Annotated in this window: 11 protein-coding genes; all 11 read right to left on the reverse strand. The window is 38.0% G+C overall.

The annotated features are described in order from the left end of the window. Positions 1–2: 2 nt before the first annotated feature. Entirely contained in the window at positions 3–638 is a 636-nt protein-coding gene (gene ppaX, locus BME96_RS13460) for a pyrophosphatase PpaX (protein WP_019377727.1), read from the reverse strand. Continuing rightward, positions 613–1575: a nucleoside recognition domain-containing protein gene (locus BME96_RS13465; protein ID WP_019377728.1), complete on the reverse strand. Its 963-nt coding sequence runs from the start codon at positions 1573–1575 to the stop codon at positions 613–615. The genes ppaX and BME96_RS13465 overlap by 26 nt, the downstream gene beginning before the upstream one ends. A gap of 21 nt (positions 1576–1596) precedes the next feature. Beyond that, complete coding sequence (gene lgt, locus BME96_RS13470) at positions 1597–2469, reverse strand: prolipoprotein diacylglyceryl transferase (RefSeq protein ID WP_071649307.1); 873 nt, start codon at positions 2467–2469, stop codon at positions 1597–1599. A 10-nt stretch (positions 2470–2479) separates the two neighbouring features. Beyond that, positions 2480–3415 (reverse strand): HPr(Ser) kinase/phosphatase, encoded by a 936-nt coding sequence (gene hprK, locus BME96_RS13475; protein WP_019377730.1) that lies wholly within the window; start codon positions 3413–3415, stop codon positions 2480–2482. A gap of 97 nt (positions 3416–3512) precedes the next feature. Next, positions 3513–3869, reverse strand: a complete 357-nt coding sequence (locus BME96_RS13480) for a phage holin family protein (RefSeq protein WP_019377731.1) — start codon at positions 3867–3869, stop codon at positions 3513–3515. Next, positions 3870–4064, reverse strand: a complete 195-nt coding sequence (locus BME96_RS13485; RefSeq protein ID WP_019377732.1) for a PspC domain-containing protein — start codon at positions 4062–4064, stop codon at positions 3870–3872. Positions 4065–4242: 178 nt separating this feature from the next. Then, entirely contained in the window at positions 4243–4914 is a 672-nt protein-coding gene (gene bshB2, locus BME96_RS13490; protein WP_019377733.1) for a bacillithiol biosynthesis deacetylase BshB2, read from the reverse strand. Between the two features lie 55 nt (positions 4915–4969). Then, complete coding sequence (locus tag BME96_RS13495) at positions 4970–5323, reverse strand: YojF family protein (RefSeq protein WP_019377734.1); 354 nt, start codon at positions 5321–5323, stop codon at positions 4970–4972. 324 nt (positions 5324–5647) lie between these two features. Then, complete coding sequence (gene uvrA, locus BME96_RS13500) at positions 5648–8524, reverse strand: excinuclease ABC subunit UvrA (protein WP_071649308.1); 2877 nt, start codon at positions 8522–8524, stop codon at positions 5648–5650. A 7-nt stretch (positions 8525–8531) separates the two neighbouring features. Then, entirely contained in the window at positions 8532–10514 is a 1983-nt protein-coding gene (gene uvrB / locus BME96_RS13505) for an excinuclease ABC subunit UvrB (protein WP_071649309.1), read from the reverse strand. A 227-nt stretch (positions 10515–10741) separates the two neighbouring features. Further along, positions 10742–11791, reverse strand: coding sequence for a multicopper oxidase domain-containing protein (locus BME96_RS13510; RefSeq protein WP_071649310.1), 1050 nt, complete (start codon positions 11789–11791; stop codon positions 10742–10744). Between the last annotated feature and the right edge of the window lie 305 nt (positions 11792–12096).

The following is a 12096-nucleotide window of genomic DNA, read 5'->3' on the forward strand; positions in this document are numbered from 1 at the left end:
TACTACACTCCTGTTATTTTCAGTAAATCCCGCATGTCCTCCAGCATATAAGTCGGTTTATATGCTAAGAGACTATCTCTGCCTTTATGCGCCCAGGAAACACCTGCAGTTTGCACTCCTGCATTTTTACCAGCCACTATATCATGATAGTTATCTCCAACCATTAATGTAGAGGCGCCATCTGCATCCAATTCCTTCATTGCCTTTATTACTGGCTCTGGATGAGGTTTTGCATGTTGGACATCGTCATAAGTAATAATGGTATTAAATAAAGGTTCCAGACCTGTCAGAGTGAGACCCATATGCACACTCTTAGCCATTTTTGTAGAAACAATGCCAACCTTTTTCCCACTATTTTTCAACTTCTGTATGGTTTCTACTGCGTACGGAAAAGCCTTTACATAACGATCGTGCTCAGCTAGATTATGTTCACGATAGGTCTTAACCAGTACATCAGCCCTTTCTGGATCTATGTTATGAAATGTATCGAGTAATGGAGGGCCGTTAAATCCCATGATTTCCTCTTTGGTAAAGGATAAATTATGTTTTTTGAACGTGTGTTCAAAAGAGGCGGTTATAAGTTCATTTGTATCAATTAAAGTGCCGTCAAGGTCAAAGAGTATTGTATCTATGTTCATTAGTTGCTTCCTTCCTGTTCTTTGAATAATCTACGCGTTTCCATATATAAGCGATAGCCAATGTTAAAAGAATAGCTGTGGTTAGGCGTATGAGCAATAATGGCCAAACGGGAATCCCTAAAGGTATAAAAATTAGAGTATCCTCCACTACCGCATGACAGGAGACTAAAAAGATCAGTGCCAGTAGCATATCTTTTTTCGATACATTGTCCTCTTCCACGGCCTGAATCATTAACCCTGCTCCATATGCTAGACCAATTGTTAATCCCGCAACCATTGTCATAGAAGTGTTCTTTTCCATTCCAAGCAATCTTGTAAACGGTGCGAATTTATTTGAAAGAATGCTCAGCCATCCTTTTTCCCTTAAAAATTGCATAATAACCATTAATGGTATAACAATACAAGCCAACTGAACAATAGCTATAATAGCTGTTTGAAGACCTTGCAGTATAATAGCTCCCCAGCCAATCGGGTCGGCAACGTCAGAGGAAATAAGTCCATATTGTGCCATCTCTGTTCCGCCATTCCATACTATATTAATAACAATCGCCGCTATTAAAGCCAACGTAACACGGATACCGACAATTAACCACCAGCTCACTCCAACCCTGGAAGCGACTGCTGATTCAATAAATAAATTATGAGAAAATGACAACATGACTGCCATGATAAAAACTTCTTTCACGGAAAAATCGAAAGAAACAATTGCAGCTATTCCAGCATATAAATTCAGGGCATTCCCTAATACCAAGGGAACGGCTGCCTCACCTGACAGCCCAATTAATCGCATTAACGGGGACAATTTTTCCATAACCCAAGGTAAAACAGGAGTATACTGTAAAATAGTCACAATCAAAGTGATAGGAAAAATTACTTTTCCTAATGTCCATGAAGTTTTCATTCCCTCTTTTAATCCACGTGACATAATCCCAGTCATCCGCATTTCCCTCTTCTCTTCCTATTTTTTCTTTTTATTCTTCTTTTTATTATCAATTTTCTTCTTTGCAGATACTTTTCCTTCTGCATACTTGATTTTAGGCCCTTTTATATGGCGATATACAAGAATGATTATAGCTGTCACAATACCTATAACAGAGATAAGCTGTGCTTGCCTTAAGTCGCCAACTGCGTATAAACTGTCAGTTCGCATACCCTCGATGAAAAAGCGGCCTACAGAGTATGCAATCACATAGCTTAAGAATACGTCTCCGCGTAACGGGTTATATCTGCGTAGGATAAGTAAAAAGGCAAATACGATTAAATTCCAAATAGATTCATATAAAAAAGTAGGATGGTACATAACTCCTTCAATGCACATTTGGTTCATTATAAAATCAGGTAAATATTGATGAAAACTATTATACGTTTCCTCTGAAATTGCACCACCATGTGCTTCCTGATTCATAAAGTTTCCCCAACGTCCAATTGCCTGCCCTAAGATCAAACTTGGCGCAATAATATCAGCTAATTGCCAAAAGGAAATTTTCTTTATTCTTGTATATACAATTGCCGTCAAAACTCCACCAATAACAGCACCATGTATTGCAATGCCACCTTCCCATATGGCAAAAATGTCCGTCCATGGTCCATCAGCGTAATTTTCCCATTCAAATATTACATAATAAATTCTGGCAAACAAAATAGCGATCGGAATGGCGAAAACAACAAAATCAACGATGAGATCTTTTTTCATTCCCAAGCGATCTGATTCTTTTGTTGCCAGATACAATCCCAGAAAAGCGCCTGTGGCAATAATCACCCCATACCAATAAATTGGTAAGGGCCCAATTTCTAAAAATACCCGGTCTAACGCCGGTGCTTGACAACTCATATGACTCCTCCTATTCTGCTCCTTCTGACTCCTGTTCAATCATCATGGTTAGTCGCTCTGAAAACTCCTCAGCTGCATTTACTCCCATTCTTTTCAAACGGAAGTTCATTGCTGCAACCTCTATAATTACTGCAAGGTTCCTACCTGGTCGAACAGGTATGGTTGCTTTCGGTAACTCAACATCCATTATCTTCATTTTATCTTCATCTAATCCAAGTCTGTCATATTGCTTTTTCTGATCCCATATTTCCAGATTGATAATGAAGGAAATTTTTTTATGACTTCTAACAGAACCTGCTCCGAATAATGTCATTACATTAATAATTCCTAGTCCGCGAATTTCTAGAAGATGCTCAATTAATGGTGGAGGATTTCCAATCAAACTATCATAATCCTCCTGCCTGATTTCTACGCTATCATCCGCTACCAGGCGGTGTCCTCGCTTCACTAATTCCAAAGCAGTTTCACTTTTCCCTACGCCACTTTGACCTGTAATCAGGACACCAACCCCATATATATCAACAAGCACCCCATGGATCGCTGTCGATGGAGCAAATTTAGCTTCCAGATAATTAGTTAAACGGCTAATGACCCTTGTCGTTTTCCGTGGTGAATGTAAAATAGGTACTCCAGATTCATTTGCTGCATTTATCAATATTTCTGGTATTTCCATTCCTCTGGAGACAACGATTCCAGGAGTGATATCTGTACATAAACGGCTGGCGCGATCTCTTTTTTCCTCATCTGTCAGATCTAGAAAATAAGCCATTTCTGTTCTGCCGATTAATTGTAAACGTTCTTGGGGGTAATATTTAAAATAACCGGTCATTTCAATTCCCGGACGTGAAATGTCACTTGTTATAATTTCTCTATGTATTCCATCTTCCCCTGCTACAAGAGTTAAAGTAAAATTTTTAAGTAAATCCTTGGTACGAACTATCGACATGTACTGCATCCTCCTCGAATTGGTGTAAGAAGTTTCACTTTATTGTAGCATATACGAAAAAAAAATCGTAGGCGAATAGCCTACGAAGCATTTTCTGTTAACGGATGGAGTCTTTCACCAAATTATTTAGCACTAAGTTAATAATAGAAATGATAATAGAAGCAAGTATAGCTATACCAAATCCATCAATTACGAAGGATGAATCCATTAATGCTTGTGTAATCATTAGCGTAACTGCATTGATAACAAATAAAAATAAACCAAGTGTTAATATTGTAATAGGTAATGTAAATAAAATGAGCAACGGCTTAATTAAGATATTTAAAATAGCTAGAATGAAACTGGCCAAAAGCGCTGTTCCGAATCCTTCCAGCTGAAAAGAATCAAATAGTTGAGCTACAACTAATAAAGCTACTGCATTTAAAATAAGTGATATCAGCCAACGAAGCACCATTTAATGTATCTCCCTTTCATTTGGTATTATAAAGATAGCAATCAAGTACACAAATGCAAAGGTGAAGGCACTAAAAAATAGTAAAATAATAAAAATTAATCGTAGGATAGTTACATCAACATTGAAGTATTCTGCAATACCGCCTAGAATACCTGCGACCATACGTTGATTAGATGAACGATATAATTTTTTCATAAAATGCTCCCTCCTTCTATATATTCAGGTTTCCTCATGTAAATATAATTTAAACATTATAATTGTATTTACAATCTACACTGAAATAGTCTTTTAAATGCTTTTTTCTAAATAAAGTTAAATATTAAAGCAGAAGAAGAGAGCGATTCTTCACTTATATCTTCATTTTAGAAGTCTATTACTTTTCAAAGTCCCAAATATAAAATTGTTCATACCCAAGCCTTTTTTCAGCTTTTTCTTTTAAATCCTTATCTAAGTTTTCATAATCTGTTAGTTGACCAAGTATTCCACTAGCCTGTGAGGTATGGCACAATATGGCTTCCATTTTCTTGTCCAGGTATGGGCGAATATCATTAATTACATGAGGTTTTCCTAAATCCTCCACGTACGTATTCGTTATAGCTTGCGCCCACACTGTCGGTCGAACTTCAGGCTCCATTAAACTTACTGCCTCGATAGCTGCCGCGCCCATGGCATTATGATCAGGGTGAACAGCGTGTGGAGGATAATGCGTAATTACAAGCGAAGGCTTGATTTCTTCAAGTCTTGCTTTTAAATCATCTGCTATCTGGCTACGATTCTCATATTCAATTGTCTTATCACGATAGCCAAGCATTTGTACTTGAATGTCCAGCGCCTTGCAGGCATTAAGTAATTCTTGTTTTCTGATCTCTGGTAATGTCTCACGATTTGCAAATGTGGGGGAGCCCATATTTCTACCCATTTCACCTAATGTGCCACATAAGTAGGTAACTGGTACCCCCTGCTCTCTAAATTTTGCAATTGTTCCAGCGGCGCCAAACGATTCATCATCAGGATGTGGGTATATAACTACAACATGTTTTTCCATTCTTATCACCTTTATTCTAAAAATTTACCATAATAATTAAATGTTTTTCCATTTTTTAATAGCTAAATGGAGTTTCACTAATTTGAAGTGCTACCATTAAACGGCCTTCGCGATCATGACCGGCCATTAGCATCTTACTCTCTTCCTGCATCACCCAATCAGTTAGCCCTTCAGCATAAATCCACCCTTTTTCCATTTTCAAGCCAACCCGATAGGCATTTCCGCTTCCAACGATCTTTGCTTGATGAAATGTTACTTCTGCATTTCTAACATATGCTCCTACATTGTATGCTTTATCGTCAAAATGACTTGCATATGCCCCATTTGTCGTTTCCACATGTACATATACTGCTTTATTTGTAAAACGATCTAATTGTTCTTGTACTTTTTCCATTTCAATTGATTTCATTATTCTGTTCCTCCCAAAAACACTTCTTTGTTTAGCTTATCCAAATGATAGGAATGCGTCAAAACATACGTTTGAAAATATCGCAAAAGAAAGTTCAATAGTAGTATACTTGCTTGAGTATATTCCTAATCTAATACATTAAAGGAATGAGACGAGCGTGAGAGCAATCGGCAGTAGAACAAGCTAATCCGCTGAAAACAGTCCTACATAGTTAATTCGTAGTTTACCAATTTTGTGTACTATCGAACCCCAATAAAAAATTCTTAAAGATACGGTAACAAAAAAATAGGTAATAAGCTTTGTCCAGCTTATTACCTTTACAGTTTACTTTGCACTTATTTTTTCTTTGTTTGAAATCAGATTATTCATTCGCTGCTGGTCTCTTTCTAACACCGGTTTTAAATATCGGCCAGTATAAGATATTTCTTTTTTAGCAATCTCTTCCGGTGTACCTGTTGCAATAATCTGTCCTCCACGTGCTCCGCCTTCTGGTCCTAAGTCAATAATATGATCTGCAGTTTTGATAACATCAAGATTATGTTCAATAATCAACACTGTATCACCATTATCCACTAAACGCTGAAGGACTGCTAACAACCGTTTAATATCATCAACATGTAAACCAGTTGTCGGTTCGTCTAAAATATAAAAGGATTTTCCATTGGAACGGCGGTGTAATTCACTTGCGAGTTTCACCCGTTGCGCTTCTCCACCTGACAATGTTGTTGCCGGCTGTCCTAGTTTGATATACCCTAAACCAACATCATAAATAGTTTGCAATTTACGTTTAATTTTAGGGATATTAGCAAAAAACTCCAAAGCTTCTTCAATGGTCAGTCCTAATACATCAGAGATATTCTTTCCTTTATATTTAACCTCCAAGGTTTCCCGGTTGTAACGTTTTCCATGACAAACCTCACAAGGGACATATACATCTGGTAAGAAGTGCATTTCAATTTTAATTATTCCATCGCCACGACAGGCTTCACATCTTCCACCTTTAACATTGAAGCTGAAACGACCTTTTTTATAGCCTCGTACCTTTGCTTCATTAGTTTGAGCAAAAACATCACGGATATCATCAAAAACACCTGTATAAGTTGCTGGATTGGAACGAGGAGTCCTTCCAATCGGTGATTGGTCAATATCGATAACCTTCTCGATATGCTCGATCCCTTTTACCGTTTTATGCTTTCCTGGCTTATGTTTGCCACGATACAATTCCTTGGCTAATGATTTGTATAAAATTTCATTTACTAAAGTACTTTTCCCCGAACCAGAAACGCCGGTAACTACGGTCATTAGACCAATTGGAAATTTAGCATTAACCTTCTTTAAATTATTCTCTTCAGCTCTAACTACTTCAATATGACGTTTATCACTTTTTCTTCTTTGAGATGGTAATTGAATAAATTTGTCTCCAGATAAATATTGTCCTGTTAGAGAACGCTCATCTTTCATTACTTCTGTTGGTGTGCCGCTTGCTACTATTTGGCCTCCATGCTCCCCAGCACCTGGACCAATATCTATTAACCAATCGGCAGCCAGCATGGTATCTTCATCGTGCTCCACAACAATTAACGTGTTATCCAGATCCCTCATGCGCTTTAATGTTTCGATAAGCCGATCGTTATCCCGTTGATGCAGTCCGATGGATGGTTCATCCAATACGTAAAGAACCCCTGTCAGAGCAGACCCAATCTGAGTAGCCAGGCGTATACGCTGAGCTTCTCCGCCCGAGAGTGTACCAGCTGCACGAGATAAAGTGAGATAATCCAAGCCGACATTATTTAAAAATTCCAGCCGGTTACATATTTCCTTGAGGATCATTTGAGCAATTTTTTCTTCCTTTTCACTTAGCTCTAAATGCTCAAAAAAGTCCTGAGCCTCTACTATGGAGAAATCAGTGACTTTGCTAATATGCAGCCCATTTACCAGTACCGCTAAAGCTTCTTCCTTTAAACGGTATCCCTTACATGCAGGACAATGTTTTTGGGCCATATACTTTTCTAAGGTTTCACGAATGAAATCAGATGATGTTTCACGATACCGTCTAGCTACATTTGCTAGCACACCTTCAAAAGCGACACGATTATCTCTAACTTTACCGAAATCATTTACGTAATGGAATTGGATTTTTTCATTACCGCTTCCATACAGAATTTTATCCATTTCTTCTTTCGGAAGATCCTTTACTGGTGTATCCATATTTATATTAAAATGATTGCAAACACTTTGCAGTAACTGAGGATAATACTGAGAACTAATTGGTTCCCAAGGTGCAATTGCATGCTCGTTCAACGTCTTATCCCAATCAGGAATGACGAGATCCAGATCTACTTCCAGGTTTGTCCCCAATCCGTCACATGTAGGGCATGCTCCAAATGGACTGTTGAATGAAAATAACCTTGGTTCCAACTCATCAATCGAGAATCCACATATGGGACAGGCATGATTTTCACTAAACATTAATTCCTCTTCACCAATTACGTCAACAATGATCTTGCCTTCTCCCAAAGTAAGTGCTGTCTCAATAGAGTCACTCAATCGCCCAGTAATTCCCTCTTTTACTACAATACGGTCCACCACAACTTCAATAGAGTGCTTTTTGTTTTTCTCTAATTTAATTTCTTCTGATACTTCTCGCATTTCTTTGTCTACTCTTATTCTCACGTAGCCTTCCTGACGCAACTTCTCAAATACTTTTACATGCTCACCTTTTCGGCCGGAAACAACTGGAGCAAGTATTTGCAGCTTAGTTCTTTCAGGGTATTCCAAAATGCGATCAACCATTTGCTGGACCGTTTGAGAAGAAATTTCAATTCCATGCTTTGGACAAGTGGGATGGCCTACCCTGGCATATAGAAGTCTTAAATAATCATAGATTTCTGTGACTGTTCCTACTGTTGACCTTGGATTCTTACTCGTTGTCTTCTGGTCGATAGAAATAGCAGGAGATAGTCCCTCTATGGCATCTACATCCGGCTTATCCATCTGCCCTAAAAATTGCCGTGCATAAGCAGAAAGAGACTCGACATAGCGCCGCTGCCCTTCTGCATAAATTGTATCAAAAGCGAGTGAAGATTTTCCAGATCCTGACAAGCCTGTAAGTACGACCAGATTATTTTTAGGAATGGTGACATCAACATTCTTTAAATTATGTGCCCTTGCGCCTTGAATTTGTATACTTTTACTAGGCATTTATAAATCAACCTCCCGCTTTAAGTTCTAGAATAATATCACGAAGTTCAGCTGCTTTTTCGAAGTCAAGACCTTTGGCAGCCTCCTTCATTTCTTTTTCCATTTGTTCAATTGCTTTTGTTTTTTCTTTTCCGGAGAGGTTAGCAAGACTCTTCTTATTATCTCCGTATTCTTCCTGTTCTTCTGCAGCTACAGTTGCACGTATGACATCACGCACATCTTTTTTAATTGTCGTTGGGGTTATTCCGTGTTGTTCATTATAAGCCATTTGCTTTTCACGGCGTCGGTTGGTTTCATCCATCGCCACTTGCATGGAATTTGTAATGCGGTCTGCATACATAATTACTTCTCCATTTTCATTACGTGCAGCGCGTCCCATTGTTTGGATAAGGGATCTTTCTGAACGAAGAAAGCCCTCTTTATCTGCATCTAGAATTGCCACTAGCGAAACCTCCGGTATATCCAACCCTTCCCTTAGAAGGTTAATACCAATTAATACGTCATATTTTCCAACTCGCAAATCTCTAATTATCTCAATCCGCTCAAGCGTTTTTATTTCCGAATGCAGATAAGCAACCTTCATTCCTATTTCTTTTAAGTAATCAGTTAAATCCTCTGACATCTTTTTAGTCAGTGTAGTAACAAGTACTCTTTCTTTCCGTTCCACGCGTTTATTTATTTCACCAATGAGGTCGTCGATTTGCCCATTAATCGGACGCACTTCGATTTTAGGATCAAGTAATCCTGTAGGTCTTATAATTTGTTCTGTCATTTCAGGTGAATGTTCCATTTCATAGGGCCCGGGAGTTGCTGAGACGTAAACGAGCTGATTCGTTGCTTTCTCAAACTCCTCGAATTTTAACGGTCGATTATCGAGTGCAGATGGCAATCGAAATCCATGGTCTACAAGAACTTGTTTTCTCGCCCTGTCTCCATTATACATTCCACGGATTTGGGGGAGAGTAACATGGGATTCATCCACCACTACAAGAAAATCATCCGGGAAGAAGTCTAAAAGGGTATATGGTGTATCCCCTTCATTACGGAATGTTAAATGACGGGAATAGTTTTCAATACCTGAACAAAAACCCATTTCATTCATCATTTCAATATCATAATTTGTACGCTGTTCCAGACGCTGTGCTTCTAGTAATTTATTTTCCGAACGGAGTTCTTTCAGTCGTTCCTCCAACTCTTTTTCGATATTTATAATAGCTTTCTTAAGCTTTTCTTCACGTGTAACAAAGTGGGAAGCAGGAAAAATTGCAATATGCTCCCTGTCACCAATAATTTCGCCTGTCAATGCATCTACTTCACGAATACGGTCGATCTCGTCGCCGAAAAATTCAATTCGAATACAATGTTCTTCCCGTGAGGCTGGGATGACTTCTACTGAATCTCCACGCACACGAAAAGTACCACGTTGAAAGTTAATATCATTCCTTGCATATTGTATATCTACAAGATCACGTAAGAGTGCATCTCGATCCTTTTCCATTCCCATCCGTAGTGAAAGCACCTGGCTTTTATATTCTTCAGGGGAACCCAAACCGTATATGCAAGAAACACTTGCTACAATTAAAACATCATTTCTTTCAAATAATGAAGATGTAGCAGAATGTCGGAGTTTATCAATCTCGTCGTTTATACTCGCGTCTTTTTCTATAAAAGTATCAGTAGATGGTACGTAAGCTTCCGGTTGATAATAGTCATAATAGCTGACAAAATATTCAACCGCGTTATTTGGAAAAAACTCTTTAAATTCACTATATAACTGTCCAGCTAAAGTTTTATTATGCGCAATGACCAATGTTGGCCGATTTATTTCTTTTACCACGTTAGACATCGTGAACGTCTTCCCTGTTCCAGTTGCTCCAAGTAACGTCTGATGACGCTGACCAGCCAGAATTTTATCAACGATTTCCTGAATTGCTTTAGGCTGGTCGCCACGCGGTTCGTAGTTCGCTATTAATTCAAACGTATTATTCACTAGTCTTGCCCCCGATCTGAATCATCTATAAATAGTTTATCATACGTACAAATAATTTTAACATATTAACGAACAAATATTCGATAAAAATGCTTTAACCCTTCTCTTCTAAAGACATTATACCCTTATAAGCCTACTTAAAATCATACCAGTAATATTTCACCATAAAAAAACACCAGCCTTTTCGCCGATGTTTTCCTTGATAATATTAAATAAAGTAGAGCCTATTATTCACCTTTAGTTACTTTTATTAACCCAACTGCCCCCTTAGTAGCATGATTAAATTGATGTGTTACAAATGGATATTCTCCTTCTTCTTTTACAGTAAATTCTACAACTGCGCCTCCGCTTGCAGGTAGCATAACTGTCTGCATCCCCTTATAATGGTTGGCCGGGTTACCATCAATATAAACATCATCAAACATCGTCCCAACTACGTGAAAGCTACTAACTTCGTTTGGTCCAACGTTATTTATATAGATACGTACTTTATCTCCAGCATTTGCTAATAATGGTTCATCCTTCACCGCACTAACGGTTCCATTCGTATTTGGTTGCCCTTCATGTAATGCTTTTGTGGAAAATACAACTTGGGAAGGGACATCGTTTGTCATATCCTCAAGGTCGTTGTATTTATACCATTCGTTCTGAATAACAACATACTCTTTATCCACTTCGTTGTCAGTTGGATAACCGTCATTTGGTTTTACAATAATCACACCATGCATTCCATTTGCAATATGTTGGAGAACAGGTGCAGTACCACAATGATACATAAACACACCTGGATTAGATGCTTTGTAAGAAAACGTACCATCTTCATTTGGAGCTACATCAGCAAAGTTTTTATCCGGAGCAGTATGAACAGCGTGAAAATCCATACTATGAGGAATTGCTGGATCCTTATTTTCTAATGTAAAGTGAATGGTATCCCCTTCATTTACTACAACTAGCGGTCCAGGTGCCTCTCCGTTAAACGTCCAGGCCTTGTAATTATAATTTTTATCAATTTCAATATCAGTAATTTGCGCTGTCATCGTAACAAATACATCTTTTCCATCTCGTTCAAATTCCACAGGTACAGGTTCTTGATTTAATTCTTTGTGTGGAGCTATGATGTCCTGGAGATTTTCCGTAGCACTCGTTTGTTTCACAGAGCTCTTAAGCTCCTTAGACACTTCATGTTGAACTTCGTTTGTTCCATTACCACAAGCAGATAACATTAAAGCACTCACCATTAATACAGCAGTTAACGTATACTTAGTTTTTTTCAACATATTAATCACCTCTAGTTAAGATTGAAGATAACCTTAGGCCATCCAACATATATGTGTTAGTTATCTGCTCTGCGTGAATAACCCTATCTTCACTCTTAGTTTATGATTTATATACCTGCCCACCTGTGATTTGCATCACTTTTCTTTTGTGTGTATATGAACAATATATGTCTGACATAAAGACAGTAAATACTGTATAAATAGGATAAATACTACAAGTTCACGTAATTATTGTGAATATTTCACATAAGAAGAGAGTAAACAGGCTAAGTTGAAAATTAAAAAGGTAATTCCATGATCAATCA

Origin of the sequence: Virgibacillus halodenitrificans (genome assembly GCF_001878675.1) — a bacterium.
In the GTDB taxonomy this organism is placed as follows: domain Bacteria; phylum Bacillota; class Bacilli; order Bacillales; family Amphibacillaceae; genus Virgibacillus_Q; species Virgibacillus_Q halodenitrificans.

Bases quoted from the DNA above. Each gene is read 5' to 3' on its own strand.
- BME96_RS13480 (WP_019377731.1), bottom strand. From the start codon at position 3,869: ATGGTGCTTCGTTGGCTGATATCACTTATTTTAAATGCAGTAGCTTTA.
- hprK (WP_019377730.1), bottom strand. From the start codon at position 3,415: ATGTCGATAGTTCGTACCAAGGATTTACTTAAAAATTTTACTTTAACT.
- bshB2 (WP_019377733.1), bottom strand. From the start codon at position 4,914: ATGGAAAAACATGTTGTAGTTATATACCCACATCCTGATGATGAATCG.
- ppaX (WP_019377727.1), bottom strand. From the start codon at position 638: ATGAACATAGATACAATACTCTTTGACCTTGACGGCACTTTAATTGAT.
- lgt (WP_071649307.1), bottom strand. From the start codon at position 2,469: ATGAGTTGTCAAGCACCGGCGTTAGACCGGGTATTTTTAGAAATTGGG.
- uvrA (WP_071649308.1), bottom strand. From the start codon at position 8,524: ATGCCTAGTAAAAGTATACAAATTCAAGGCGCAAGGGCACATAATTTA.
- BME96_RS13465 (WP_019377728.1), bottom strand. From the start codon at position 1,575: ATGACTGGGATTATGTCACGTGGATTAAAAGAGGGAATGAAAACTTCA.
- BME96_RS13495 (WP_019377734.1), bottom strand. From the start codon at position 5,323: ATGAAATCAATTGAAATGGAAAAAGTACAAGAACAATTAGATCGTTTT.
- BME96_RS13485 (WP_019377732.1), bottom strand. From the start codon at position 4,064: ATGAAAAAATTATATCGTTCATCTAATCAACGTATGGTCGCAGGTATT.
- BME96_RS13510 (WP_071649310.1), bottom strand. From the start codon at position 11,791: ATGTTGAAAAAAACTAAGTATACGTTAACTGCTGTATTAATGGTGAGT.